Genomic DNA, 25255 nt, shown 5'->3' with positions numbered 1-25255 from the left:
AGCCCTCATGCCGCCTGCCCGCCGGCGAGGCGCACGCGCGGATCGAGCGCGGCGTAGATGAGATCGGCCACCAGGCTGATCAGCGTGTAGATGAACACGATCAGCAGCAGGTAGGCGACCACCACCGGCCGGTCGAGCTGGCCGATGGAATCCAGCAGCAGCTTGCCGATGCCGGGCCAGGCGAAGATGGATTCGGTGACGACCGAGAACGCGATCAGCGTGCCGAACTCCAGGCCGGCCACGGTGACGACCGGGATCATGATGTTCTTCAGCACATGCACGCCGACCACGCGGCGGGGCGGCAGGCCCTTGGCGCGGGCGAAGCGCACGTAGTCCTGCAGCAGCGCCTCGCGGGTGCCGCTCTGCGTCAGGCGGATCATCAGCGCGAGCTTGAACAGCGCCAGGTTGAGCGCCGGCAGCAGCAGATGGCGCCAGCCATCGGGGGCCAGCAGCGACCATTCGAGGCCGAGGAATTCGCGCGTCGGCCCGCGCCCGCCGGACGGCAGCCAGCCCAGATGCACCGAGAACACCATGATCAGCATCAGCCCGACCCAGAAGGTCGGCAGCGAGAAGCCCAGGATCGAGCCGGCCATGATCGTGCGCCCGCCGAAGCTGTCCGGCCGCAGCCCGGCCCACAGGCCGAGCGGGATGCCGAGCAGTACCGCGATCAGCAGCGCGCTGACGGCCAGTTCCAGCGTCGCCGGCAGGCGCTGCACGATCAGTTGCAGCGCCGGCGTGCCGTGCAGGAAGGAGGTGCCGAGGTCGCCTTGCAGCGCGTTGCCGAGGAAACGCCAGTACTGCACCCACAGCGGCTGGTCCAGCCCCAGCGCCGCGGCCACGCGGGCGGTGTCGGCTGCCGTGGCCTGCGGATCGACCAGCATGTCGAGCGGGTTGCCGATGGCGTAGACGCCGACGAACACCAGCAGCGACATGACGAACAGCACCTGGGCGGTCTGCAGCAGGCGGCGCAGCAGGAACAGCGTCATGCGCCGGCTCCGCTACGGCAGGCCAGCGCTTGTTCAGAGCTGTAGGATGGGTAGAGCCGAAGGCGAAACCCATCAACGCTCGGGTGCGCCATGGCCGATGGGTTTCGCTTCGCTCTACCCATCCTACGATTGGTCGTGACGTTTACGCAGGACGGGGCGGACCGTGCGCGGCAGCCATGGTTCGCCTCGGATTTGATGGGTTTCGCCTTCGGCTCTACCCATCCTACGTGCAGGCCTTTCCTAACGCGCACTGCGGATCTCGTGCGCAAAGGTGAACTCGTCGATGCGCCCGTCGTAGGCGAAGCCCTTGCGCAGCCCCCAGGTGGCGAGCTGGTGGTGCGAGGGGATCACCGCCAGGTCGCCCAGCGCGACGCTGGCGGCTTCGCGGGCGAGGCGTTCGCGCTCGGCCGGTTCGACCGCGGCCAGCGCGCCGGCCACCAGTTCATCCACTTTGGGGTTGCTGTACTTGCCCCAGTTCCAGCTGCCCCAGCCGGTGTCGGGGTCGATGGTGCCGACGATGGAGCGCAGCGTGAAGTCGGTGGCGAGCGAACCCCAGCCCAGCAGCGCGAAGCTGTATTCGTGCGCGCGCGCCTTGCCGAAGTAGGTGGCGACCGGCTGGGTGTCGACCCGCGTCCTGATGCCGATGCGGTTGAGGAACTGCGCCACCGTCTGCACCACCTGATCGTCGTTGATGTAGCGGTTGTTGGTGCCGTGGATGGTCAGCGAGAAGCCGTCGGGATAGCCGGCTTCGGCGAGCAGCTTCTTCGCGCCTTCGGGGTCGTAGGCTTCGACCGGGATCTGCGCGTTGTAGCCGAAGATGCCCGGCGCGTTGATGTTGGAGGCGGGCTCCGCCAGGCCTTCGAGCGTGCGCTCGACCAGTGCCTGGCGGTTGATCGCCTTGGAAATCGCCTGGCGTACGCGCAGGTCCTTCAGCGGGTTCTTGTCCAGCGGCTTGCCGTCCTTGCCGGTGACGAAGGGGCTCTGGTCGCGGAACTGGTCGAGCTGCCAGAACAGCGTGCGCCAGGTGGTGTGCTGGGCGAGCGTGACTTGCGGATTGGTCTTGAGCCGGGCGAGGTCGGCGGCGGGCACGTTCTCGATCACGTCGACGTCGCCGGCCAGCAGCGCCGACAGGCGCGGTGCGTCGGAGGCGAGGATGCGGAAGACCACCTTGTCCCATTCGGGTTTGGCGCCCCAGTAGCGCTCGTTGCGCGTGATTTCGATGCTCTCGCCCTTGCGGAAGGCGGCGAACTTGAACGGGCCGGTGCCGATCAGCGCCTTGCCGCTGTTGAAGTCTTCGGTGCCGGCGTTTTCGGCGGCCTTCTTCGATACCACGTAGATCGAGATCAGGTCGAGCGGCAGCGGGCCATAGGCCGAGGCGGTGTGCAGATGCACCGTGTGGGCGTCGATGGCTTCCTTCCTGACGATCTGCTTGGTGTAGCTGGTGAAGGGGCCGGGGCTGTTCTTGATGGTGGCGGGGCGGTCGAGCGAGAACACCACGTCCTCGGCGGTCAGCGGCGTGCCGTCGGAGAAGACGACGCCCTGGCGCAGCTTGAATTCCCAGGTGGTCGGCGACAGCGCGCGCCAGCTTTCCGCCAGCCCCGGCACCAGCTTGCCGCTGGCGTCGGACTTCACCAGGGTGTCGAAGACGTGGTCGGAAAAGGCGATGTTCGGTGCGATGTTGACGAAGTGCGGGTCGAGCGAGGTGACGTCGGACGACAGGCCGATGCGCAGGTCGGCGGCCCAGGCGGGCAGCAGCGCGCCGGCCATGGCGGCGCCGAACAGCAGGCGCGCGAGCAGGGATGGGCGGCGGGAAGGCGAAGCGTGCTGGGGCATGGATGGGTTCTCCTGGCGAGTGCGGGAAGGGCGCGCGGACGAGGTGCCGCCGCAGTCGGACGAAAGGCCGAAGGTGCCGCCATTATCCGTCGCCGATGCCATGAGCGGAACGATGAAATGCTGGTTTGCTCAGGCTGGCGCATGCATCGCCGGGCGAGTGGAATGGTGTCCGATGAGCTGTCCGATGAGGTGTCTGGCCAGGTGTCTTGCGCAGGCTGACCGGTCCATGTCGTGGAGCGGGCTGCTACAGCGGCAGGTGCAGGGATACGCGCAGGCCGCCCAGCGACGGAGAGGGTGCGTAGCCGATCGTGCCGCCGTACTGCGCGACGATGTCGCCGACGATGACCAGGCCGATGCCGTGGCCCGGGCGCCGTTCGTCGCTGCGCAGGCCGGCGGTGCCGAGGCTGTGGATCATGTCCGGCGGTACGCCGGGACCGTCGTCCTCGATGGTGCATGCCAGGGCGTCGGGGGCCTCGGCCTCGCCGGCGAGGCGCAGCACGACGCGTGAGCCTGCCCATTTGCAGGCATTGTCGAGCAGGTTGCCGAACAGCTCCAGCATGTCTTCGCGGTCGAGCGGGTAGTGGCGCTCGGGTATGTCGAGGACGATGTCGAGTGCGCGCTCGGCATGGAGCTGGCGCAGGGCCAGGGTCAGGGCCTGGAGCTGGGAGCGGGCGTCGAATCCTTCGCGGGTGGGGCCGCCGCCGGCGAGCCGGGCGCGGCGCAGTTCGCGCTCGATGGTGTCGCGCATGGTGTCGACCTGGGCCTGGATGGCCCGGGCCGAGGTTTCGGCCCCTTGCCGCTGCAGTTCGTCGGCGTGGTGCTGCAGCACGGCCAGCGGGGTCTTGAGGGCGTGCGACAGGTTGCCTACGGTGTGGCGGATGCGGCCGAGGCGCTGGGCGTGATGCTGGGCGAGGCGGTTGAGGGCGTCGAGCATCGGCTGGACTTCGCGCGGGGCCTGGCGGTCGAGGCCGGCGGCTTCGCCGCGCTCGATCCGGCGGCAGGCGGCGGCTGCGTCCTGCAGCGGGGCGAGGCCGTGCAGCAGCAGGCGGCGCTGCAGGATCAGCAACAGCAGCAGGGCGATGCCCAGGCCGGCGAGCATGCGCTGGCCGAAGCTGGCGATGGCGTCGTCGAGCAAGGAGATGTGCTGGGTGACGACGACCATGATGCCGCCGTCGGCGGACGGGAAGTGCTTGGCATAGACCAGCAGTTTCTGCCGCGCGGGGCCGTCGAGGCGGAACACGGCCTCGCCGCTGGCGTCGGGCGGCGGCAGGGCGAGCTCTTCGTCCCACAGCGAGCGCGAGCGCAGCCAGGGGCCGTCGCCTTTGCGGATCATGAAGTAGTGGCCGGACAGGGGGATCTGGTAGGCGGTGCCGGCCGAGCCCTCCGCGGCGGTTCCGGGGTCGTTGGCATCGAGCACGTGGACGTAGAGCAGGTCGGCGTCGTTCTTCAGGCGCGAGACCACGTAGTCTTCGACCAGGCGGCGGGGAAAATCCTGCAGCGCGAAGGCGAGCAGCAGGCCGGCGGCGACCAGCACCAGGGCCATTGCCAGCGACAGGCGGTTGAGCAGCGATGTCATGGCAGGAAGCGGTAGCCCTGGCCGCGCCGGGTCTCGATGCGCTCGTTGCCGAGCAGGCTGCGCAGCCGGCGCACGTAGACCTCGATGACGTTGCTGTCGTGCTCGGCACCGTGGTCGTACACATGCTCGTAGAGCCGGGTCTTGGACAGCACTTCGTCCGGATGCCGCATGAAGTAGCGCAACAGGCGGAATTCGGTGGCGGTCAGGGTCTGCTCGCCGCCGTCGTCGCCGCACAGGCACTGGCGCGCTTCGTCGAGCCGCCATCGGCCGGTGCGCAGTTCCAGCGTGGGCGCCGGGGCGCTGCGGCGCAGCAGCGCCTGCAGCCGGGCCAGCAGTTCCTCGACGTGGAAAGGCTTGCCCAGGTAGTCGTCGGCGCCGGCCTGCAGGCCTTCGACGCGCTCGGTCCAGCCGTTGCGGGCGGTGAGGATCAGCACGGGCAGGCGGCTGCCGGCCGCGCGCCATTCGCGCAGCACGTCCAGCCCCGGCTTGCCGGGCAGGCCGAGGTCGAGCACCGCGGCGTCGTAGGCTTCGGTGGCGCCGAGGTGGGCGCCGTCGATGCCGTTGCCGGCGACATCGACGGCGTAGCCCTCGTGCTCGAAGCGGCTGCGCAGCTGCCCGGCCAGATCGGGATCGTCTTCGACGACGAGCAGGCGCATGGCTTACTTCGTCTTGCGGCGCAGGATTTCGCCGCTGGCGGCGTCGATTTCGAGCTTATGCACGCGGTCGGCGTCGTCGATGATCTTCACCTCGTAGACGTAGCTGCCGCGTTCGCGGTCGAGTTCGACTTCCACGACCTGGCCGGGCTGGGCGGCGCGGCCGCGGGCGAGGATGTCTTCCATCGGCAGGATCTTGCCGCTTTCGCGCAACTGGCGGACTTCGCTGGCGCGGGCGCGGTCGTCCGAGGCGTGGGCGGTGGCAGGCTGCAGGCCGGTGGCGGCGAGCGTGGCGACGGCGAGGCCGGCGATGGCCGCGGCGACGCTGCGGCGGGCGGTGTGGGTCTGGCGGATGTTCATGATGGGCTCCTTGCGGTTTGGCTGTCCGGGATGGGACGGGCACAGTGTCGCAGGGCCTGGCTGAAGCCAGGCTGAAAGCTGCCATGCCTGTTGATGGCCTGCGGGCCTTCAGCCGATGCCGGCCTTTTTCTTCAGGCAGGCGACGTAGGCCGCGCCGTCGGGCGGGGTGCCGTTGCGCTGGGCGCTGAACAGCATTTCGCCGAGGCATTCGAGCGCATCGTGCATGGCGTCGTGGCGGTCGCCGTGGCGCGCACAGGCGGCCTCGAAGGCGGCGCGGATGCCGGGCGGCTGGTCGATGGACAACTGTTCCTCGATCGCCAGGTGCAGCGACAGGTGCAGGAAGGGGTTGATGCCGCCGTCCTCGGGGGTGAAGTCGCGATCGATGGCGTCCGGGTCTTCGACGATGGCATGGTATTCCGGGTGATGGCCGACGATGTCGGCGGCGATGGTCTCCATCGGCGTCAGCACTTCGCGTGCATGATGCTTGCGCCAGCTGTCGATGAAGAAGCGGCGAACCTGGTCGCGGCTGGGGTTGAACATTGGAGGCTCCGGCAAGTGTTCGGGATGGAATGGGGCGTATCGGCTCGTCGGCTTCGATCCGGATCGCCGGCGTCGGTTCGTCCGGGGCGGCGATGCCGCCGCCGCTCAGGCGGTCTTGTCACGGAACAGGCACAGGTCGCGCACGATGCACTGCCCGCATTTTGGACTGCGCGCGGTGCATGTGTAGCGGCCGTGCAGGATCAGCCAGTGGTGGGCGTCGAGCAGGTATTCCTTCGGCACGCGGCGCATCAAGGCTTTTTCCACTTCCACCACGTCCTTGCCGGGCGCCAGCCCGCTGCGGTTGGAAAGGCGGAAGATGTGGGTGTCGACCGCCATCACCGGCTGGCGGAACACGGTGTTGAGCACGACGTTGGCGGTCTTGCGGCCGACGCCGGGCAGGGCTTCGAGCGCGGCGCGGTCGGCCGGCACCTCGCCGCCGTGGCGTTCGAGCAGCAGGCGCGACAGCGCCAGCGTGTTCCTGGCCTTGTTGCGGAACAGGCCGATGGTCTTGATGTGTTCGGCGATGGCGGCTTCGCCCAGCGTCACCATCGCCTCGGGCGTCGGCGCGTCGGCGAACAGCTTGCGGGTGGCGAGATTGACGCTGCGGTCGGTGGCCTGGGCGGACAGCACCACCGCCACCAGCAACTGGTAGGGCGAGGCGTATTCGAGCTCGGTCCGCGGGTCCGGGTTGGCGTCGTGCAGGCGGCGGAAGAATTCGCGGATCGCCTCGCGTTTCATCAGGGCCATGGCTTCAGCCCGCTGCCGCCGGTTCGGCGTCCGTGGCGTCCTGGGCGATGGGTGCCGCAGGCGGGCGCCGGCGCGCGCGTTCCGCCAGCTTCGCATTGATCGCGTTGAAGGCGGCGATCAGGCAGCCCAGCGTGATGAAGGCGCCGGGCGGCAGCATGGCGACCAGGAAGCCGGGATAGCCGTCGCCGAACACGTTCCAGGCCGACAGCGAGGGGACGATCATCTCGATGCCGGAGAACAGCGTGCCGGCGCCGAGCAGTTCGCGGATGCCGCCGAGCAGGCCGAGCACCCAGACCAGGCCGAGGCCCATCATGACGCCGTCCAGGGTGGAGCCGAGCGGATCGTTCTTGGCCGCGTAGGCTTCGACGCGCGCGAGCACGATGCAGTTGGTGACGATCAGCGGGATGAAGATGCCGAGCACCAGATAGAGGTCGTGGAAGAAGGCGTTGAAGCTCAGATCGACCACCGTCGTCAGCGCGGCGATGATCAGGATGAAGACCGGGATGCGGATCTCGTAGGGGATGTAGCTGCGCAGCGCCGAGACTGCGAGGTTGGCCAGCGCCATCACCAGGATGGTGGCCAGCCCGAGGCTGACCGCATTCACCATGCTGGTGCTGACGGCGAGGATGGGGCACAGGCCGAGCAACTGGGCGAGGCCGGTGTTCTGCTTCCACAGGCCGTTGTGGGCGAGCTCGCGGAATCGTCGGGTGTTCATGGTTGCGCTCCGAAAGTGCTGCCGGCGGGGGCGGAGAAGAGATCCTGCTGATGCGCGACGGCCCAGGCGGTGGCGCGGCCGACGGCGCCGACCACCGCGCGCGCGCTGATCGTGGCGCCGGTGCGGTAGCCGAAGGTGCCGCCGTCCTTGCGCACCGCCCAGCTCGCGGGGTCGGCGTCCCGCCAACCGGCGACGGCGAACTGGCCGATCCAGGGCATGTCCTTGCGGCGGTCCTTCTTCGGATCGATGTAGTCGCCGAGGCCGGGCGTTTCCTTGTGCGTGGTGACGCGCACGCCCGACAGCAGGCCGTTGGTGTTGATCGCGACCACCAGCGCGATGCGGCCGGCGTAGCCGTCCGGGGCGGTGGCCTCGACGATCAGCGCGACCGGCTCGCCGGCCTTGCGTGCGCGCCAGACCCTGCCGCCCTTGTCGAGGCCGAGCGCGGGGGTGGGGCCGAGCAGCACGAGGTCGTCGAGCAGGGCGTTGTCGTAGCCGTCCGGCGGCAGGATTTCGTCGATCAGGCGCATCTGCGCTTGCTGCGCCGAGGCTTCGATCATCGGCCGGGTGCGGTCGTAGGTGAAGGCCATCAGCGCGGTGAAGGCCACGGTGAAGGCCAGCATGATCGCGGACGTGCGCAGCGAAGTGCGCAGGGCGTCGCCGGGCGCGCTCATCGCAGGCCTCCGCGGTGGCCGAAGACGCGCGGCTGGGTCTTCATGTCGATCAGCGGCACGCACAGATTCATCAGCAGCACGCCGAAGGCGATGCCTTCGGGATAGGCGCCGAAGTTGCGGATGGTCCAGGCGACGAGGGCGACGCCGGCGGCGAAGATCAGCTTGCCGCGCGGCGTGGTGGCGCCGGACACCGGGTCGGTGACGATGAAGAAGGCCGCGAGCATCGCGCCGCCGCTGGCCAGATGGAACAGCGGCGAGGCGAAGCGGGCGGGATCGACCAGCCAGAACAGGCCGGACACCAGGCTCAGGGTGGCGATGAAGGCGGCCGGCATGTGCCAGGTGATGACGCGGGCGGCGAGCAGGAAGAGGCCGCCGGCGAGGTAGCCGAGCGCGATCCATTCCCAGCCGCTGCCGCCGAGGAAGCCGAAGGCCGGCCCCTGCCTGAGCACGTCGACCGGGCCGGCGCCGGCGTGCAGGCCGGTGCGCAGGGCGTCGAGCGCGGTGGCGCCGGTGAGGCCGTCGATGTCGCGCGCGCCGCCGAGGATCAGGCCGAGCTGGGTGCCGAAGTCCATCCCGCCGGCCGGCGGCCACTGCGACATCAGCGCCGGATAGGCGACGATCATCGCGCAGTAGGCCACCATCGCCGGGTTGAAGGGGTTCTGGCCGAGGCCGCCGTACAGTTGCTTGGCGATCACGATGGCGACGGTTACGCCGAGCATCGTCAACCACCACGGCGCGATCGGCGGGAAGCACAGCACCACCAGCCAGGCGCTCAGCACCGCCGACAGGTCGCTCAGCGCGATCGCCACCGGCCGCTTGCGCAAGGCCAGCACCAGCGCTTCGGCGGCGAGCGCGGTGCAGGTGGCGATGCCCAGGTTGACCAGGATGCCGGCGCCCACGGTGTGGGCGTAGGCGGCGATGCCGGGCAGCAGCGCCAGCAGCACCAGGCCCATCACGCGCTGGACGCTGGCCGGTTTGCGGATGTAGGGGGAGTGGATCATGGGGCCGGGTCTTCGGTATCGTGCGCCGCCGCCGCGGCCTTTTGCGCCTGGGCGCGGGCGAGTGCGGCGGCGATCAGGGCCTTCTTCTTGTCCGCCGCATCGCCGGGACTTGCCGCGGCCGGCGCTCCGGCGGCGGGCGTTTCTGCCGTGGCTTCTCCGGCGGCACGGGCACGGGTTTCCGCGGCCTTGGCGGCGAAGCGGGCGGCTTTTTCTTCCTTTTCCCGGTCCTGGCGGAAGTTGCGGAATTCGAAGCGTTCGCGCGCCTGGTCGGCGGCGTTCCTGTCGCGCTCGCGCGCGACGATCTCGCTCTTGGCGAAACGGTAGTAATCGACCAGCGGAATGTGCGAGGGGCAGACGTAGGCGCAGCAGCCGCATTCGATGCAGTCGAACAGGTGGTAGTCGCGCGCCTTGTCGAAGTTGCGCGCGCGGCTGAACCAGTACAGCTCGAAAGGCTGCAGTTCGGCCGGACAGGCGCGTGCGCATTCGCCGCAGCGGATGCAGGGCTGTTCGGGCGGCGGCGGCGGCATCAGCGTCGGCGAGGCGGCGATGATGCAGTTGCAGGCCTTGATCACCGGCACGTCGAGCCGCGGCAGCGCGAAACCCATCATCGGGCCGCCCATCAGCCAGCGGTCGGTGTCCGCTGCGGGCCCGGCGAGTGCCAGCAGTTCGTCGATCGGGGTGCCGATCAATACTTCCCAGTTGCCGGCATGGGCGACGTTGCCGGTGAGGGTGACGATGCGATCCACCAGCGGTTCGCCGTGGACGATGGCGCGCCATGCGGCGTGGGCGGTGCCGACGTTGAAGCATTGCACGCCGTATTCGGCGCCAAACCTGCCGTAGGGAATCTCGATGCCGGTCAGCGCGCGGATGAGCTGCTTTTCGCCGCCCATCGGGTAGAGCGCGGGCACCGGCAGGATGCTTGCCTCGTCGCCGGCATCGCGGGCGGCGGCGCGCATCGCTGCGATGGCTTCGGGCTTGTTGTCCTCGATGCCGATCAGCAATTCGCGCGCGCCGATGAGGCGGAACAGGATGCGCGCGCCGGCCAGCACCTCGGCGGCGCGTTCGCGCATCAGGCGGTCGTCGCAGGTGATCCAGGGCTCGCATTCGGCGCCGTTGAGGATCAGCGTATCGACGCCGCCGCTGCTGCCGAGCTTGACGTGGCTGGGAAAGGCGGCGCCGCCCAGGCCGACGACGCCGCAGTCGCGCAGCCAGGCCAGCGCGGCGTCGCGGCCGGCAGCGTCGATGTCGAAGGGCGTGCGCTCGATCCAGCGCTCCTCGCCGTCGGGTTCGATGACGACGCAGCGCGTCGGCAGGCCCGAAGGGTGGGCCATCGGGTAGGGAGCGAAATCGACCACGGTGCCTGAAGTCGGCGCGTGCACCGCGGTGCCGAAACCGCCTTCCGCTTCGCCGATGCGCTGGCCCTTGAGCACTTTCTGGCCGACCTCGACGCAGCAGCGCGCGGTGGTGCGCGGGCTCTGGCGCAGCGGCACGACCAGGCGCGAGGGCAGCGGCGCGCGGCGGATCGGCGTGCCGGCGGATTCGTCCTTGTGGCCTTCGGGTGCGACGCCGCCGTGGAACTTGAACAGGCGCGCGATCATGCGGCTTTCCTGATGTCGATCACCGGGTATTTCCATTTCCAGCTCTGGACGGTCTCGGCGACCGGCTCCATGGCGATGCAATCGACCGGGCAGGGCGGCAGGCAGAGTTCGCAGCCGGTGCACAGCGGCGCGACCACGGTGTGCATCTGCTTGGCGGCGCCGACGATGGCATCGACCGGGCAGGCCTGGATGCACAGCGTACAGCCGATGCAGGTCTGCTCGTCGATGACGGCGACGGCCCTGGGCTTCTCGGTGCCGTGTTCCTCGGACAGCGGCTTGAACTCGCGGCCGAGCAGGTCGGCCAGCTTGCGGACGCCTTCCTCGCCGCCCGGCGGGCACTGGTTGATGTCGGCCTCGCCGCCGGCAATCGCCTGGGCGTAGGGCTTGCAGCCGGGGTAGCCGCACTGGCCGCACTGCGTCTGCGGCAGGATGGCGTCGATCTTGTCGACCAGCGGGTCGCCTTCGACCTTGAAGCGCACCGCGGCGTAACCGAGCGCGGCGCCGAGCACCAGGGCGAGGGCTGTCATGGCGAGGATGGCGGTCAGCATCGGCGGTGCCTTTTCGTCACTGGAAGCGATCCAGGCCGGCGAAGCCCATGAAGGCCAGGCTCATCAGGCCGGCGGTGATCATCGCGATCGCCGTGCCCTTGAACGGCACCGGCACGTCGGCGCCGTCGAGGCGTTCGCGGATGCCGGCGAACAGCACCAGCGCCAGCGTGAAGCCGACCGAGGAGCCGAAGCCGAACAGCAGCGATTCGAGCAGGTCGTGGTTCATGCCGACGTTGAGCAGCGGCACGCCGAGCACCGCGCAGTTGGTGGTGATCAGCGGCAGGTAGATGCCGAGCACCTGGTGCAGCAGCGGGCTGGTCTTCTGGATCACCAGTTCGGTGAGCTGGACGATGGCGGCGATGACGACGATGAAGGACAGCGTGCGCAGATAGCCGAGGTCGAAGGGCTGCAGCAGGTAGTGGTCGATCAGGTAGCTCGAACCCGAGCCGAGCGTGAGCACGAACGTGGTCGCCGCGCCCATGCCGATCGCGGTGTCGAGCTTCTTCGATACGCCCATGAAGGGGCACAGGCCCAGGATGCGGACGAAGACGACGTTGTTCACCAGGACGGCGCCGATGACGACGAAGATGTAGCTGGCCATGATCCGCCGGGGAAAATAAACGGCGGATTATCGCCCGCGGGGCGAAGGCACTTCAAGCCTCGGAGCCCGGCCGGGCGCTCAGGCGGCCGGCGGGGGCGCCAGGCTGGCGCTGTGGAAGGACCAGTGGCCGCGGCGGCGGTCGTCGAAGAAGTGGCGCAGCGTCAGGCCGATGCTGCGAAAGGCGATCTGCTCCCACGGGATGTCTTCTTCGCGGAACAGGGCCACGTCGAGCGACTCCTCGCCGGCGCGGAAATCCAGGTCGAGCAGGCGGGCGCGGTAGATCAGATGGACCTGGCTGATATGCGGCACGTCGATCAGCGTATACAGTTCGCCCACCGCGATGCGCGCGCAGGCTTCTTCGGCGGTTTCGCGCGCGGCCGCCTCGGCGGTCGTCTCTTCGTTTTCCATGAAGCCGGCGGGCAGCGTCCAGTAGCCATGGCGCGGCTCGATCGCGCGGCGGCAGAGCAGGATCCGGTCTTCCCATTCGGCCAGCGCACCGACCACCAGCTTGGGGTTCTGGTAGTGGATCGTGCCGCACTGCGGACAGACGTGGCGTGGATGGCTGTTGCCCGCGGGGATGCGGATTTCGACCGGGGCGCCGCAGTTCGAGCAGAAGTTCATTGAATGGGCAAGGGGGGAGGCGTTTTTCAGGTTTGATTCTAGCGTGCTTTTCTGCACTGATCGGAACGGAAATACCGCGTATGCTTATAAGATCGGTCAAGATTTTTTCCGTGACCGTGGCGGTGACCTTGCAGAAAGGGAAGAATGGCGCTTTCGCGTCCCTGAACCGCGCCCTCGCAGTGACGACAAGATATGTCAGGAGAATCATTTCATGCGGCAGCCGATTGACATGAAGCGTTTCGAACAGCTCAAGGCGGCGGGAGATCTTCCATCGCCGCGTGGCGTGGCGATCGCGATCATTCGGCTCACCCAGTCTCCGAACGTGTCGGCGGCCGAGTTGGCGCGGGCGATCAGGGGCGACCCGGCTTTCGTCGGGCGCCTGGTCAAGGCGGCCAACTCCTCGCTGGGTGCAGGCAAGCGCGCGGTGGTATCGGTGAAGGATGCGCTGATGGTGCTCGGCCTGCCCTCCGTGCGCACGATGGCGCTGGGCTTTTCGCTGCTGTCCAACTATCGCAAGGGCGCCTGCGGAGCTTTCGATTACGAGCATTTCTGGTCCTTTTCGCTGGTGATGGCGCTGTCGATGCAGGCGCTGGCGCTGCGCGTGCGCGTGTTCGCCGCGGACGAGGCCTTCAGTGTCGGCCTGCTCGCACGCGTCGGCGAACTGGCCCTGGCGACGCTGTATCCGGCCGAGTTCGGCGGCGTGCTGCGCGAAATCGCGGCGACGCCGGACTTGCACCAGCTCGAGCTCGAGGAGAAGGCCTTCGCCATGACGCATTGCGAACTCGGTGCCGCGATGCTGCTGGACTGGGGCTTGCCCGAAGTCATGGTCGCTCCGGTGCAGTGCTACGAAACGCCGGAGCAGGCCGGCTTCGCCGAGGCCAGCCGGGAAGCCGGCGTGCTGCAATGCTTGGTGCTCTCGCGGGCGATCGCCCGGCTATGCCTCTCGCCCGAGTCCGAGCATGCGAACCTGATGCCGCCGATGCTGCGGCTGGCGAACCGGCTCGGGATATCGCACGGCGATTTCATCGCATTGTGCGAGAACGTCGGGCGCGAATGGGGAGAATGGGGCAAATTGCTGCTGCTCGAGACCAGGCAGGCACCCGCGTTTTCCCGGCTGTCGTCCACGAAGGAAGCGCCCGTCGCCGAAGCTGCCCGGCGTCCGCCGGACGGTGCCGGCCAGGGCCCGGATGCAGGCGACGAGCTCAGGGACGACGAAGCGGTTCGCGTGCTCGTGATCGGCGCGAACGAGGACGAACGCGCGTGCATGCGTTCGACGCTGGACCCGGACACCTTCCTGATCACCGAAGAGGACGATTACGACCAGGGCATCGAGCGGGCGATCGACATACAGCCGCAGCTGATGGTCGTCGATTGGGGGCATGCGGGGTGCTGGGCCGACTGGATCCGGGCGCTGCGCGACACCCGTTTCGGCTGCTCGCTGTATCTGCTGGTGCTGCTCGACCACCTGGACGAAGAAACCCTCAGGAAGGCCACCGAAGCGGGGGCCGACGATTTTCTCGTGAGGCCGGTATGCCCGAGCGCGCTGGCGCTGCGGATGCAGGCGGGGCGCCGCACGATCCTGCTGCAGCTTCGGCTCGAACACGAGCGCGAGGAGCTTCGGCATTTCGCTGCCGAGCTGGCGATTTCGAACCGGCGCCTGCAGGAAGTGGCGATGACCGATGTGCTGACCGGCGTGCCGAACCGGCGCTATGCCATCGATCGCCTGTACATGGAGTGGGCCGCATGCGCCCGCCACCGCCGCCCCCTGACGGTGATGGTCGCGGACCTGGATGGTTTCAAGGAGATCAACGACGCGCACGGGCACGACGTCGGCGACATGGCCCTGCGCCAGGTATCGGAGGTGCTGCGCGGCGAACTGCGCGCGCAGGATGTCCTCTGCCGCATGGGCGGAGACGAGTTTCTCGTCATCTGCCCGGATGCCGATCTGAATGCGGCGCTCGCCTGCGCGGAGCGCCTGCGGGCGGCGGCGGCCAATCTGGAGATCGAAACGGGCGGCCCGCAGCTGCGCCTTTCGGTCAGCATCGGCCTGGCAGTGCGCGACGAATCGATGCCGGCGATGAAGGCGCTGATCAAGCTCGCCGACCGTGGGGCTTTCCTTGCCAAGGCGCGCGGGCGCAACTGCGTCGTGGCGCCGCAGCTGGCCGGCCGGGCTCCCTGAGCTGCCGGCCGTGACCCCCTGCTGTTGTTTCGGGGCAACGCCGATGCTATCCGATTGCGCGCCAGTGTGACTTTGTAACTTGCTGCAACCGATAATTTACTTTAACTTCGGCGCCGTTCGTCCCTGAAAGGGATTGGAAATTTTATGGACCGACCCGACTTCCAGGCCGAAATTCGTGAACTGAACCTCGCTTATCTGATGCTCGCCCAGCAGATGCTGCGCAGCGATCGGGCGACGGCGATGTTCCGGCTCGGCATCGGCGACGAACTGGCCGAGCTGATCGCGACGATGAGTGCGGCCAAGCTGGTGAGAATGGCGGGAAGCCAGATGCTGGTGCCGTGCTTCCGCTTCGATGATGCCCGGCTTGCCCGGTTGATGGCGGGCGAGGGGCGTGATGCGGTGAGCGCCGGCCTGCACGCCGCGATCATCGCCGCAGGCAAGACGGCCGAAGGTGCGGCCTGAGGAACGGACATGAAGAACAAGAGCGTGCTCGACGAGGCGGACGACATCCGCCGTGCGGTGGAAATGGTGCAACTCGGCGCGCGCATGCAGATGCTCGAAGTCGAGACCAGGCTGAGCCGCGAGAAACTGTTGCGCATCTACAAGGAAGTGCGCGGTGTTTCGCCGCCGAAAGGGATGCTGCCGTTCTCGACCGACTGGTTCATGACCTGGCAGCCGAACGTGCATTCGTCGCTGTTCATGGCGCTGTACCGCTTCTACGTCGAGCGCGCCGCGCTGAGCGGCCTCGATGCGATCATCAAGGCCTACCACCTTTATCTGGACCATCTCGAAGCCAGCGCGCTGGAACCGGCACTGAGCCTGACGCGCGCCTGGACCCTGGTCCGTTTCTTCGATGCCGATCTGCTGCAGATGGCGGCATGCCGCTCGTGCGGCGGCGGTTTCGTCGCGCATGCGCACGACCCGGTGCATGACTACGTATGCGGCTTGTGCAACATGCCGTCGCGCGCAGGCAAGTCCGGCTCGACCAGGACCCGCGCGGCCAAGCCGAAGGCGGTGGCCAAGCGCAAGCCGGCGAACCGGGCCGTTGCCGAGACGGCCTGAAGCAGAGGATTCACCGCCCGCAGGGGCGGCATGGAAAAAGGGCTGCCCGCAGGCCGGGGCAGCCCTTTTTCGTGTGCGCCCAGCATGGGCGCCCTCCTGCGGGTGCAAGTCCCGCCGTAAGTTGATCACAGCGAACGAAGTGAAGCGCAACTGCGTGAGGGTGACCGAGCGTGGGGAGGAAGCGTGGAGCATAAGCTGCGAGCCGATGGACAAGAATCGGATAGAAGGCGCTGCGGAGCAGGGCGAGCGAGCACGTAATCGCGAAGCTCTCGTGATCAAGGCGAAGTGGCGTAGATCCGGCGGTTGTGCAGCGAAGGAGTGCGTTCTTACCTGGGGAGGTCTCGCCTTGTGCCTGAAAGGGCGACGGCGCTTAACCGGAGCGAGAAGTCAGCAGAGGCCGTAGTAGCCGCTGGTTTGGGGCGAAGGGCCGAACGAGTAGGAGGGCCGAAGGCCGTGTTGCTCGGACGTGAAGTGCATCAGAAGCTCGGGGAGCCGGGGCGCAATGCGGGAGGGCTCGGTGAAGCCGCGTCCGAAGCAGTGCGTGATGAAGCACGGACGGCGCGGCATGGAACTGGAAGCCCGGGGCGAGATGACCTGCTTGCGCAGGTGCTCGCGAGCGCGAACATGGAGGCGGCGTGGAAACGCGTCAAATCCAATCGCGGCAGTGCTGGGGTGGATGGGTTGTCGATCACCGAGACGGCGGAGCAACTGAGAGCGCACTGGCCCCGGATTCGGGAATCCTTGCTGGATGGCAGCTACCGGCCCCTGCCGGTGCGCCGTGTCCAGATCCCGAAGCCCGATGGTGGGGTGCGCGAATTGGGGATTCCGACGGTGACGGATCGGCTGATCCAGCAAGCCCTGCTGCAAGTCTTGCAGCCCAGGATTGATCCAACGTTCTCTGAACACAGCTACGGCTTCCGGCCGGGACGCCGTGCCCACGACGCGGTGCTCGATGCACAGCGCTACGTGCAGGACGGTTACCGGGTGGTGGTCGATGTGGATCTGGAGAAATTCTTCGATCGAGTCAATCACGACATCCTGATGGAACGGTTGTCGAGGCGAATCGAGGACAAGGCCGTGCTGCGGCTGATCCGTCGTTACCTCGTGGCCGGGATCATGGATGGCGGCGTGGCCATGGCGCGCTACGAGGGGACGCCGCAAGGCGGCCCACTGTCGCCGCTGCTGGCCAATGTGCTGCTTGACGAGGTGGATCGGGAACTGGAGCGACGGGGCCACCGTTTCGTTCGCTATGCCGACGACTGCAATGTATATGTACGCAGTGGTCGCGCAGGCGAACGGGTGCTGGCGGGCCTGACCAAGCTCTACGAACGACTTCACCTGAAGGTCAATGACGCCAAGACGGCCGTTGCGCCGGCCTCGGGCCGCAAGTTTCTGGGCTACGCCTTCTGGTACGGCCCGGGCGGACAGGTCAAGTGCAGGGTGGCCGACAAGGCGCTCAAGACCTTCAAGCAACGCATCCGGCAATTCACGCGTCGCTCGGGTGGGCGCAACCTGACCGAGATTGCCGAACGGCTGCGGGCCTACATGCCGGGCTGGAAGACGTACTTCCAGCTTGCGCAGACACCCAAGGTGTTCCGCAAACTCGACAAGTGGATAAGACACCGGCTGCGTGCGGTGCAGCTCAAGCACTGGCGTCGGGGTACGACGATGTACCGGGAGTTGAAAGCGATGGGCGCCTCGGAAGAGGATGCCCGCAAGGTGGCGGCGAACAGTCGGTGCTGGTGGCGTAACAGCCGCATGCGATTGAACCGCGCGATGCCTGTCGCTTACTTCGACCGACTCGGCGTCCCTCGGCTCTCATAACCTCAACGACTCGAACCGCCCGGTGCGGACCCGCATGCCGGGTGGTGTGGGAGGGGTCGGCCGGGTAAGCTGGCCGCCCCTATCCCGATGTGCGCCCAGATGAAAAGCGCCCCCTCGGGGGGGGGGGGGGGAGCAGGGGTTTCGCGGAGCACTGCTCCGCGCCTGCGGAACGGGCCGGCTGTGCAAAGCTGGCCCTCTTGCGACCACACGAAGTGGGGGAGCGTGGGGGCCATTTTCGTGCCGTTCGGCACGGCCCATGTCGCTGGATTCAAGTTTTTCCGGTGCCTGACGATAAAAGTCACGGGTTCTGGATTCCGTTGCGGTTAGGCTGTGCCGCGGTGTTCTCATCTTGGAGTGAGTTGTGTTCCTGATCATCGGCTACGTCATCATCCTGGCCGCCTCGCTCGGCACCTACGCGGTGCATGGAAGCCTTGCCGCGCTGTGGGTGCCGATGGAGTATCTCGCCATCGTCGGCCTGATGATCGGCGGCTTCGTCGCGAGCAACGGCGGCAAGGCGATCAAGGCCACGATGGGTGCGCTGCCGTCGGTATTCAAGGGCTCGGTGTACAACAAGGCCATGTACGTGGACCTGCTGGCGCTGCTCTACGAACTGCTGGCCAAGGTCCGCAAGGAAGGCCTGATGTCGATCGAAGGGGACATCGAGAATCCGGAGTCCAGCCCGATCTTTTCCAAGTACCCGAGCGTCACCGCCGATCATCACGCGATCGAGTTCCTGACCGACTACCTGCGCATGATGGTGGGCGGCAACCTGAATGCGTTCGAGATCGAGAACCTGATGGACATGGAGATCGAAACGCACCATACCGAGGCGCACCAGGCGCCCCACATCGTGTCCAAGGTGGCCGATGCGCTGCCGGCCTTCGGCATCGTCGTCGCGGTGATGGGGGTGGTGAACGTCATGGGCTCGGTGGGCCAGCCGCCCGCGGTGCTGGGCAAGATGATCGGCGGCGCGCTGGTCGGTACCTTCCTCGGTATTCTGCTGTCCTACGGCTTCGTCGCGCCGATCGCCGGCCAGCTCGAACAGAAGGTCGAGGAAGGCGGCAAGATCTACCAGGTCATCAAGGTCGTGCTGCTCGCCAGCATGAATGGCTACGCACCGCAGATCGCGGTCGAGTTCGGCCGCAAGGTGCTGTACTCCACCGACCGGCCCGGCTTCGTCGAGCTCGAGCAGGAACTCAAGAACCGCAAGGGCTGAGCGATGCGAACGCAGATCGGCCAGGGACGTGAAGGGAGCGCGGCGTGAGCGACGACACCCAGCAACCCATCGTCGTCAAACGCATCAAGAAGGGCGGTGGCGGCGCGCACGGCGGCGCGTGGAAGATCGCCTATGCCGACTTCGTGACGGCGATGATGGCCTTCTTCCTGCTGATGTGGCTGCTGGGCTCCACCGCCCAGGGCGATCTGGAAGGCATCGCCGACTACTTCCAGAACCCGCTCAAGATGTCGATGGTGGGTGGGGATGGCACGGGCGACAGTTCGAGCGTGATTTCGGGCGGCGGCGAGGACCTGACGCGCTCGGTGGGCCAGGTCAGGCGCGGCGATGTCGAGAGCTCCCGCTCGATCAACATGGATGCGGCGGGCGGCAAGCGCAAGAGCGAGGCCGAAGTCAGCGCCGAGAGGCTGGCCGAGCGCCGGGAGCGCGCACGCCTGATCGACCTCAAGGGCCGCCTCGACGCGATCATCGAGGCCAACGCCTCGCTGCGCCAGTTCAAGAACCAGATCCTGATGGACATCACCACCGAAGGCCTGCGAATCCAGCTGGTCGATGAGCAGAACCGGCCGATGTTCACGTCTTCGAGCGCCGAGCTGAGGCCTTATACGCGCGAACTGCTGCGCACGATCGCAGGTGCGCTGAACGACGTCGATCACCGCATCAGCCTGTCGGGACACACCGATTCGACCCAGTACGCCGGAGGGGAACGGGGTTTCTCGAACTGGGAGCTGTCGTCGAATCGGGCCAACGCATCGCGCCGCGAACTGGTCGCGGGCGGGCTCGAAGCCGGGAAGATGGTCCGCGTCGTCGGCCTGGCCGACACCATCCCGCTCAATCGCGCCGACCCCTACGACCCGACCAACCGGCGCATCAGCATCATCGTGCTGAACAAATCGACCGAAGATGCGATCCGCAGCCAGACCAGCACGGCCGGCGTCGATGTCGACGCTGCCGACAGCCGAGAATCGATCGGCGAGCAGATCGGCAGCAACGTCCCGGTGCCGCCGCCGGGCGGGCCGCGAGGCAGCCTGATCCAGGGGCTTCCACCGCCGCCGAGTTGAGCCGATGGGCTCAAGTCCTGGCGAATCCGGCCGATATCGAATCCATACCGTCGCAAATGCGATAACCGATTCTTGCCCCAGACAGGGGGGAACATGTCCGACCTTCTGAAGAACATCGACGCGCGTACCCGGCTGGCCGGGACCAACAAGCTCGAAATCCTGCTGTTTACCCTCGGTACCGATGGCCGCACCGGGCGGCGCGAGACCTTCGGCATCAACGTGTTCAAGGTGCGCGAAGTGATGCGCACGCCGAGCATCACCGCCGCGCCCGAGATGCCGGCATCGGTCGAAGGCATGGTGAGCCTGCGCGGCATGCTGGTGCCGGTGGTCGATCTGGCGCGCTACATCGGCATGAGCGTCGAGACACCGCGCGAGATCATGATCGTCACCGAGTACAACGGCCACACCCAGGGTTTCCTGGTCGAGGCCGTCGATACCATCCTGCGCCTCGACTGGTCGCAGATGCGGGTGCCGCCCGAGATGCTGACGGCCAACATGGGCGGCCTCGTCACCGCCGTCACCGAATTGCCGGGCGACAAGCTGGTGATGATGCTCGACGTCGAGAAAGTGCTGTCCGAGACGACCCGCTACGACAACGAATACATCTTCAAGGACATCGTCCAGCTGCCGGATGGTGATGGCCGCGTGGTGTATTTCGCCGACGACTCCTCGGTGGCGCGGCGCCAGATCCAGCAGACGCTCGACGCCATGGGCGTGCGCTATGTTTCGGCGGTCAATGGCCGGCAGTTGTGGGAAGAGCTGAAGCGCGCCGCGGCCCATGCGGAGGCCAGCGGACGCAAGATCGGCGATCTCGTCAGCCTGGTGCTGACCGACGTCGAGATGCCCGAGATGGATGGCTACATCCTGACCAAGCAGATCAAGTCCGACCGCCGCTTCGCGGGCATTCCGGTGATCATGCATTCCTCGCTGTCGGGCAACTCCAACCAGCAACTGGGGATGTCGGTGGGGGTGGATGAATATGTGCCCAAGTTCGAGCCGCAGCGTCTGGCGCAGACCCTGAGCCGCCTGCTGCTCGAAGGTGTCGCGCCGCAGGCGCAGGATTGAGGAGCCGCCATGCTGAACCTTGCCCAGGAAGAATCCGCGCTGCTCGACTCGGTCGTCAGCCGCACCCAGCTCGCAGGCTCCAACTGCATGGAGATCCTGTTGTTCTCGCTCGGCACCACCGAGCATTTCGGCATCAACGTGTTCAAGGTGCGCGAAGTCTCGAAGACGCCTTTCATCACCCGCACGCCCAACATGCCGACCGGCGTGGAAGGCTTGATTTCCCTGCGCGGCAACGTCATTCCGGTGCTGTCGCTGGCCGGCATCCTCGGCATCGCCCAGCCCGGCACGCTGAACGAAGGCTCGATGATGGTCACCGAGTACAGCAAGCGCACGCTCGGTTTCCTGGTCGAGGAAGTCGATCGCATCATCCGCGTCGACTGGGAGAAGGTGCGCACGCCCGAGAACGTGTCGGGCGGCAGCCATGCCTACATCACCGCCATCACCGAACTGCCGGACGGGCGCCTGGTGTCGATCCTCGACGTCGAGAGCATTCTGGCCAACACCTTCGGCGATGCGGTGGTCGGCAACATCGAGCCGATCGGCAACGGCCACGAGGTCAACGTCTTCTTCGTCGATGATTCGGGCGTGGCGCGGCGCAAGATCACCGAAGTGCTCGACAAGCTCGGCGTGCGCCACAAGTACGCGCAGAACGGCCTCGAGGCATGGACGCGCCTGCTCGGCATCGCCGATCACGCCGAGCATACGGGCCGCCCGGTCGCCGAGGAGATCGACCTCATCATGGTCGATGCCGAAATGCCCGAGATGGACGGCTACGTGCTGACGCGCAACATCAAGGCCGACACGCGCTTCGGCGGAATTCCGGTGGTGATGCATTCCTCGCTGTCGTCCGAGGCCAACCGGGCGATGGGCAAGCGGGTGGGGGTGGATGCGTACGTGGCAAAATTCGACGCTGACGTACTTGCCGAAACCCTGAGGCCGTTGCTCGCGCGCGCGCGCCGGGCAGCCTGAGCCGAGCAGGAATGAATGGAGAACCTGGAATGTCCGACCCCAAACTTAAATTTCTCGTCGTCGATGATTTCTCGACCATGCGGCGGATCGTCCGCAATCTGCTCAAGGAGCTGGGCTACACCAACGTCGATGAAGCCGAGGATGGTGCGATCGCGCTGCAGAAGCTGACTGCGGGGCAGTTCGACTTCGTCGTCACCGACTGGAACATGCCGAACATGGACGGACTGACGCTGCTGCAGACGATCCGCCGCACGCCGCAGCTCAAGCACCTGCCGGTGCTGATGATCACCGCCGAGGCGAAGAAGGAGAACATCATCGCCGCGGCCTAGGCCGGCGCCAGCGGCTACGTCGTGAAGCCGTTCACCGCGGCGACGCTGGCGGAAAAGCTGCAGAAGATTTTCGAGAAGATGGGACGCCCGGCATGAAGGCGTCCGGCCCGGCCGAAGGGCACACCACCTGAACGCTTGCGTATCCCGAGCATGGAGTCTGGACATGAGTAAACGGCCTAAATTCGACGAGTCGGGCGACTCGGACGATCTTCAGGCACTGTTCGACAGCATTGCCGCGCAACCTGCCGAGGTTTCCCCGGCCGCTGCGGCGCCACAGACGGTGTCATTGGCGGCCGCTGGCGACGAAGCTGGGGACAGTGACGAATTGCAGGCCTTGTTCGACGCAGTGTCGGCAGAGACCGGCATCGCCGAGGTGCCGCCGGCCGCGAATGCGGGCGGGGAGCAGCAGGATGGCGACGGCGATCGCGCCGTCTTCAACCGCCTGGGGCACATGACCCGCCAACTGCACGATGCACTGCGCGAACTCGGGCTGGATGCCAGTCTGCAGGAGGCGGCGCAGGCGATTCCCGATACCCGCCAGCGGCTGGACTACATCGCGCAGATGACCGAGCAGGCGGCGAGCCGCGTTCTCAATGCCACCGACATCGCCCGTCCACTGCAGGACAGGCTCCAGCAGCAGTCGGCGGCCTTGCGCACGCGCTGGGACGAGGTGTTCGCCGGCAGGATGCCGCCGGCGGACTTTCGCTTGCTGAGCATCGAGACGCGCGATTTCCTCGGCCAGGCCGAAGCCGACAGCGCGGCGACCGGCGCGCAACTGATGGACATCATGATGGCGCAGGACTTCCAGGACCTGACCGGCCAGGTCATCAAGCGCGTGCTGCAGACCGCCCAGGCGCTCGAGTCCCAGTTGCTGGAGGTGCTGATCGAGACCGCGCCGCCGGCGATGAAGGTCGAGTGCGCGGGCAGCCTGATGAACGGGCCGGTCATCGACGGCAAGACGGCTGATGGCATCGTGACGAGCCAGGAACAGGTCGACGATCTGCTCGAAAGCCTGGGTTTCTGAACCGGGCATGTCTGCCGGCGAGTGGGCCTTGCATGGGGACGGACCGGGAAGACCGCACGTCCGCAGTGGAAAAAGTGGAGCGAGAAGAGCATGAGTGATTTTGCGGGAATGGAAGACCTGCTGCAGGACTTCCTCATCGAGGCCGGGGACCTGCTGTCCGGGGTCGACAACAAGCTGGTCGATCTGGAGCGCTCGCCCGAGGATCGTGGCCTGCTCAACGACATCTTCCGCGGTTTTCACACGATCAAGGGCGGCGCCGGCTTCCTAAATGCGGCCGAGCTCGTGAGCCTGTGCCATCTGACCGAGAACCTGTTCGACAAGCTGCGCAACGGCGAGCTGTCGATCACGCCCGAAGCGATGGACGTGATCCTGGCCGCCACCTCCGCGGTGCGCGAAATGTTCGGCTTTCTCGAAAGCGGGACCCAGCCGCCGCCGGCCGATCCCGATCTGATGGCGCGTCTGAAGGCCACGCTGGCAGGCGAGTCGATCGCGGCCGCGCAGCCTGCGGCGAAAGCGGCGGAGGGGGTCGGCCTGCCGCTGCCGGGCGAGCCGGCATGGGATCTGCTGTACGCGGCCGTGGCCGGCAGGCCTGCGGCCGAGGCCGCTGCCGCGGCGCCATCGTCGGTCGTCCCGGCCGCTGCGCCGGCCAGGCCCGCGCCTGCCGAAGAGATCATCAAGGCGGCGATCGGGCGGCGCGCCACCGACAAGCCGGGTGTTTCCGGACCGGTCGGCCGGCGCGACAGCGAGCGCCAGCGGGACAACTCGATCCGCGTCGATACCGCACGCCTCGATCAGGTGCTGAACCTCTCCGGCGAGATCGGCCTGACCAAGAACCGGCTCAACGCGCTGCGCAGCGACATCCTCAGCGGCCGCAACGATTCCGAAACGCTGCATGCGCTCGATCTCGCCGTCAGCCAGCTCGACCTGCTGGTCTCCGACCTGCAGAACGCGGTGATGAAGACCCGCATGCAGCCGATCGGCCGGCTGTTCCAGAAGTATCCGCGCATCGCGCGCGACCTTGCCCGCAACCTCGGCAAGGATGTGGAGCTGGTGCTGGTCGGCGAGGAGACCGAGATCGACAAGACGATGATCGAGGATCTGTCCGACCCCATCATCCACCTGGTTCGCAATGCGGTGGACCACGGGGTCGAAGACCGCGCCGGCCGCATCGCCGCCGGCAAGCCGGAAAAATCGATCGTCCGCCTCGAGGCGCGCCAGGAGGGCGATCACATCGTCATTCTCGTCGCCGACGATGGCCGCGGCATGGATGCCGAGCGCCTGCGCAGCAAGGCGCTGGCCAAGGGCCTCATCACCGATGAGGAGGCCAGCACCATGGACGAGCGCCAGAGCTACAACCTGATCTTCCAGCCCGGCTTCTCGATGGCGGAGCAGGTGTCGGACGTGTCGGGCCGCGGCGTCGGCATGGACGTGGTGCGCACCAACATCCAGAAGCTCAACGGCAGCATCGAGATCCGTTCGCAGCAGGGCAAGGGCACGACCCTGATCATCAGCCTGCCGCTGACGCTCGCGATCCTGCCGGTGCTGCTGGTGCGCCTGGGCGAGCAGCCCTTCGCCGTGCCGCTGGCGATGGTGCGCGAGATCCTGCCGATCGATCCGTCGATGATCCAGGACGTCGGCGGCAAGGCGACCATGGTGGTGCGCGGCGAAGTGCTACAGATCCTGCCGCTGTCCTCGCTGCTCGGCTGGCCGCAGGAGCGGGCGCCGCAGTACGGCGTGCTGATGCAGGCCGCCGAACTGTCCTTCATCCTGGCGATCGACAGCTTTGCCGGCCGCGAAGACGCGGTGATCAAGTCGCTCGACGATTTCCGGCCGAAGGGCGTCGCCGGCGTGACCACCTTGTCGAACGGCCAGATCGTGCTGATCCTCGACATGAAGGAACTGCTCGGTACCGCCGGCGACCACCGCGGCGTGCCGCGCGCCACGCTGATGCGCGGCAGCAAGGAAGCATTGGCGCTGGCTTCCTGAGCGGCCGCAAGCCGGAGCCGGACCTTTCGCGTGCTGAACGCGAAAGGTCCGGTTTCGTTCTGCCGGCAGCGT

Annotated in this window: 24 protein-coding genes and 1 pseudogene; 11 read left to right on the top strand and 14 right to left on the bottom strand. The window is 67.2% G+C overall.

Translation table 11 applies throughout. The annotated features are described in order from the left end of the window. Window positions 1-5: 5 nt before the first annotated feature. The 14 genes from ACNQFN_RS14225 to ACNQFN_RS14160 form a co-directional block, all read right to left on the bottom strand. Window positions 6-986 (bottom strand): ABC transporter permease, encoded by a 981-nt coding sequence (locus ACNQFN_RS14225; protein WP_068636339.1) that lies wholly within the window; start codon window positions 984-986, stop codon window positions 6-8. A 240-nt stretch (window positions 987-1226) separates the two neighbouring features. Then, entirely contained in the window at window positions 1227-2819 is a 1593-nt protein-coding gene (locus ACNQFN_RS14220) for an ABC transporter substrate-binding protein (RefSeq protein ID WP_068636338.1), read from the bottom strand. A 244-nt stretch (window positions 2820-3063) separates the two neighbouring features. After that, the gene (locus tag ACNQFN_RS14215) at window positions 3064-4395 is read right to left on the bottom strand and encodes an ATP-binding protein (protein ID WP_418646812.1); all 1332 of its coding nucleotides are present in this window, start codon (window positions 4393-4395) and stop codon (window positions 3064-3066) included. Further along, a complete protein-coding gene (locus tag ACNQFN_RS14210) occupies window positions 4392-5051 on the bottom strand; it encodes a response regulator transcription factor (protein ID WP_418646811.1) in 660 nt (219 codons plus the stop codon). Before ACNQFN_RS14210 ends, ACNQFN_RS14215 begins: the two co-directional genes overlap by 4 nt. Window positions 5052-5054: 3 nt before the next feature. Then, the gene (locus ACNQFN_RS14205; RefSeq protein ID WP_068636335.1) at window positions 5055-5408 is read right to left on the bottom strand and encodes a PepSY domain-containing protein; all 354 of its coding nucleotides are present in this window, start codon (window positions 5406-5408) and stop codon (window positions 5055-5057) included. Window positions 5409-5516: 108 nt separating this feature from the next. Next, complete coding sequence (locus tag ACNQFN_RS14200) at window positions 5517-5948, bottom strand: DUF1841 family protein (protein WP_418646810.1); 432 nt, start codon at window positions 5946-5948, stop codon at window positions 5517-5519. Window positions 5949-6053: 105 nt separating this feature from the next. Next, window positions 6054-6686: an endonuclease III gene (gene nth / locus ACNQFN_RS14195; protein WP_068636424.1), complete on the bottom strand. Its 633-nt coding sequence runs from the start codon at window positions 6684-6686 to the stop codon at window positions 6054-6056. 13 nt (window positions 6687-6699) lie between these two features. Next, window positions 6700-7410, bottom strand: coding sequence for an electron transport complex subunit E (locus ACNQFN_RS14190; RefSeq protein ID WP_068636333.1), 711 nt, complete (start codon window positions 7408-7410; stop codon window positions 6700-6702). Next, window positions 7407-8081 (bottom strand): electron transport complex subunit RsxG, encoded by a 675-nt coding sequence (gene rsxG, locus ACNQFN_RS14185; RefSeq protein ID WP_068636332.1) that lies wholly within the window; start codon window positions 8079-8081, stop codon window positions 7407-7409. Before rsxG ends, ACNQFN_RS14190 begins: the two co-directional genes overlap by 4 nt. After that, window positions 8078-9082 (bottom strand): RnfABCDGE type electron transport complex subunit D, encoded by a 1005-nt coding sequence (locus tag ACNQFN_RS14180; protein WP_418646809.1) that lies wholly within the window; start codon window positions 9080-9082, stop codon window positions 8078-8080. Before ACNQFN_RS14180 ends, rsxG begins: the two co-directional genes overlap by 4 nt. Then, window positions 9079-10680, bottom strand: a complete 1602-nt coding sequence (gene rsxC / locus ACNQFN_RS14175) for an electron transport complex subunit RsxC (protein WP_083953531.1) — start codon at window positions 10678-10680, stop codon at window positions 9079-9081. The genes ACNQFN_RS14180 and rsxC overlap by 4 nt, the downstream gene beginning before the upstream one ends. Further along, on the bottom strand, window positions 10677-11228 hold the full coding sequence (rsxB, locus tag ACNQFN_RS14170) for an electron transport complex subunit RsxB (protein ID WP_418646808.1): 552 nt from the start codon (window positions 11226-11228) through the stop codon (window positions 10677-10679). Before rsxB ends, rsxC begins: the two co-directional genes overlap by 4 nt. Window positions 11229-11244: 16 nt before the next feature. Then, window positions 11245-11829, bottom strand: coding sequence for an electron transport complex subunit RsxA (rsxA, locus tag ACNQFN_RS14165; RefSeq protein ID WP_068639689.1), 585 nt, complete (start codon window positions 11827-11829; stop codon window positions 11245-11247). 78 nt (window positions 11830-11907) lie between these two features. Further along, on the bottom strand, window positions 11908-12450 hold the full coding sequence (locus ACNQFN_RS14160) for an NUDIX hydrolase (protein WP_068639690.1): 543 nt from the start codon (window positions 12448-12450) through the stop codon (window positions 11908-11910). 211 nt (window positions 12451-12661) lie between these two features. On the opposite strand from ACNQFN_RS14160, the gene ACNQFN_RS14155 reads away from it, so the two are divergent. The 11 genes and pseudogenes from ACNQFN_RS14155 (at window position 12662) to ACNQFN_RS14105 (ending at window position 25183) form a co-directional block, all read left to right on the top strand. Then, window positions 12662-14629, top strand: a complete 1968-nt coding sequence (locus ACNQFN_RS14155) for a diguanylate cyclase (protein ID WP_068639691.1) — start codon at window positions 12662-12664, stop codon at window positions 14627-14629. Window positions 14630-14773: 144 nt separating this feature from the next. After that, a complete protein-coding gene (gene flhD, locus ACNQFN_RS14150; RefSeq protein WP_418646807.1) occupies window positions 14774-15091 on the top strand; it encodes a flagellar transcriptional regulator FlhD in 318 nt (105 codons plus the stop codon). A gap of 9 nt (window positions 15092-15100) precedes the next feature. Further along, window positions 15101-15691, top strand: coding sequence for a flagellar transcriptional regulator FlhC (gene flhC, locus ACNQFN_RS14145; RefSeq protein ID WP_068639693.1), 591 nt, complete (start codon window positions 15101-15103; stop codon window positions 15689-15691). A 453-nt stretch (window positions 15692-16144) separates the two neighbouring features. Further along, entirely contained in the window at window positions 16145-17515 is a 1371-nt protein-coding gene (gene ltrA / locus ACNQFN_RS14140) for a group II intron reverse transcriptase/maturase (RefSeq protein ID WP_418646661.1), read from the top strand. A 361-nt stretch (window positions 17516-17876) separates the two neighbouring features. Next, window positions 17877-18731, top strand: coding sequence for a flagellar motor stator protein MotA (motA, locus tag ACNQFN_RS14135; protein WP_068639280.1), 855 nt, complete (start codon window positions 17877-17879; stop codon window positions 18729-18731). Between the two features lie 44 nt (window positions 18732-18775). Continuing rightward, window positions 18776-19810 (top strand): flagellar motor protein MotB, encoded by a 1035-nt coding sequence (gene motB, locus ACNQFN_RS14130; RefSeq protein ID WP_068639279.1) that lies wholly within the window; start codon window positions 18776-18778, stop codon window positions 19808-19810. Between the two features lie 93 nt (window positions 19811-19903). Next, on the top strand, window positions 19904-20875 hold the full coding sequence (locus ACNQFN_RS14125; RefSeq protein ID WP_068639278.1) for a chemotaxis protein: 972 nt from the start codon (window positions 19904-19906) through the stop codon (window positions 20873-20875). Window positions 20876-20884: 9 nt separating this feature from the next. Further along, window positions 20885-21844, top strand: a complete 960-nt coding sequence (locus ACNQFN_RS14120; RefSeq protein ID WP_068639277.1) for a chemotaxis protein — start codon at window positions 20885-20887, stop codon at window positions 21842-21844. A gap of 29 nt (window positions 21845-21873) precedes the next feature. Next, window positions 21874-22269, top strand: a pseudogene (gene cheY, locus ACNQFN_RS14115) (chemotaxis response regulator CheY). Between the two features lie 67 nt (window positions 22270-22336). Next, complete coding sequence (cheZ, locus tag ACNQFN_RS14110) at window positions 22337-23197, top strand: protein phosphatase CheZ (RefSeq protein ID WP_068639275.1); 861 nt, start codon at window positions 22337-22339, stop codon at window positions 23195-23197. A 90-nt stretch (window positions 23198-23287) separates the two neighbouring features. Next, a complete protein-coding gene (locus tag ACNQFN_RS14105) occupies window positions 23288-25183 on the top strand; it encodes a chemotaxis protein CheA (protein ID WP_174524554.1) in 1896 nt (631 codons plus the stop codon). The last annotated feature ends 72 nt before the right edge of the window (window positions 25184-25255 follow it).

It is taken from the genome of Thauera butanivorans, assembly GCF_048398245.1.
GTDB classification, from domain to species: domain Bacteria; phylum Pseudomonadota; class Gammaproteobacteria; order Burkholderiales; family Rhodocyclaceae; genus Thauera; species Thauera butanivorans.
Note: the sequence above shows the minus strand (reverse complement) of the source record. Positions and strands in the feature narration are given on the sequence as shown.

Bases quoted from the DNA above. Each gene is read 5' to 3' on its own strand.
- ACNQFN_RS14225 (WP_068636339.1), bottom strand. From the start codon at position 986: ATGACGCTGTTCCTGCTGCGCCGCCTGCTGCAGACCGCCCAGGTGCTG.
- ACNQFN_RS14220 (WP_068636338.1), bottom strand. From the start codon at position 2,819: ATGCCCCAGCACGCTTCGCCTTCCCGCCGCCCATCCCTGCTCGCGCGC.
- ACNQFN_RS14215 (WP_418646812.1), bottom strand. From the start codon at position 4,395: ATGACATCGCTGCTCAACCGCCTGTCGCTGGCAATGGCCCTGGTGCTG.
- ACNQFN_RS14210 (WP_418646811.1), bottom strand. From the start codon at position 5,051: ATGCGCCTGCTCGTCGTCGAAGACGATCCCGATCTGGCCGGGCAGCTG.
- ACNQFN_RS14205 (WP_068636335.1), bottom strand. From the start codon at position 5,408: ATGAACATCCGCCAGACCCACACCGCCCGCCGCAGCGTCGCCGCGGCC.
- ACNQFN_RS14200 (WP_418646810.1), bottom strand. From the start codon at position 5,948: ATGTTCAACCCCAGCCGCGACCAGGTTCGCCGCTTCTTCATCGACAGC.
- nth (WP_068636424.1), bottom strand. From the start codon at position 6,686: ATGAAACGCGAGGCGATCCGCGAATTCTTCCGCCGCCTGCACGACGCC.
- ACNQFN_RS14190 (WP_068636333.1), bottom strand. From the start codon at position 7,410: ATGAACACCCGACGATTCCGCGAGCTCGCCCACAACGGCCTGTGGAAG.
- rsxG (WP_068636332.1), bottom strand. From the start codon at position 8,081: ATGAGCGCGCCCGGCGACGCCCTGCGCACTTCGCTGCGCACGTCCGCG.
- ACNQFN_RS14180 (WP_418646809.1), bottom strand. From the start codon at position 9,082: ATGATCCACTCCCCCTACATCCGCAAACCGGCCAGCGTCCAGCGCGTG.
- rsxC (WP_083953531.1), bottom strand. From the start codon at position 10,680: ATGATCGCGCGCCTGTTCAAGTTCCACGGCGGCGTCGCACCCGAAGGC.
- rsxB (WP_418646808.1), bottom strand. From the start codon at position 11,228: ATGCTGACCGCCATCCTCGCCATGACAGCCCTCGCCCTGGTGCTCGGC.
- rsxA (WP_068639689.1), bottom strand. From the start codon at position 11,829: ATGGCCAGCTACATCTTCGTCGTCATCGGCGCCGTCCTGGTGAACAAC.
- ACNQFN_RS14160 (WP_068639690.1), bottom strand. From the start codon at position 12,450: ATGAACTTCTGCTCGAACTGCGGCGCCCCGGTCGAAATCCGCATCCCC.
- ACNQFN_RS14155 (WP_068639691.1), top strand. From the start codon at position 12,662: ATGCGGCAGCCGATTGACATGAAGCGTTTCGAACAGCTCAAGGCGGCG.
- flhD (WP_418646807.1), top strand. From the start codon at position 14,774: ATGGACCGACCCGACTTCCAGGCCGAAATTCGTGAACTGAACCTCGCT.
- flhC (WP_068639693.1), top strand. From the start codon at position 15,101: ATGAAGAACAAGAGCGTGCTCGACGAGGCGGACGACATCCGCCGTGCG.
- ACNQFN_RS14125 (WP_068639278.1), top strand. From the start codon at position 19,904: ATGTCCGACCTTCTGAAGAACATCGACGCGCGTACCCGGCTGGCCGGG.
- ACNQFN_RS14120 (WP_068639277.1), top strand. From the start codon at position 20,885: ATGCTGAACCTTGCCCAGGAAGAATCCGCGCTGCTCGACTCGGTCGTC.
- cheZ (WP_068639275.1), top strand. From the start codon at position 22,337: ATGAGTAAACGGCCTAAATTCGACGAGTCGGGCGACTCGGACGATCTT.
- ACNQFN_RS14105 (WP_174524554.1), top strand. From the start codon at position 23,288: ATGAGTGATTTTGCGGGAATGGAAGACCTGCTGCAGGACTTCCTCATC.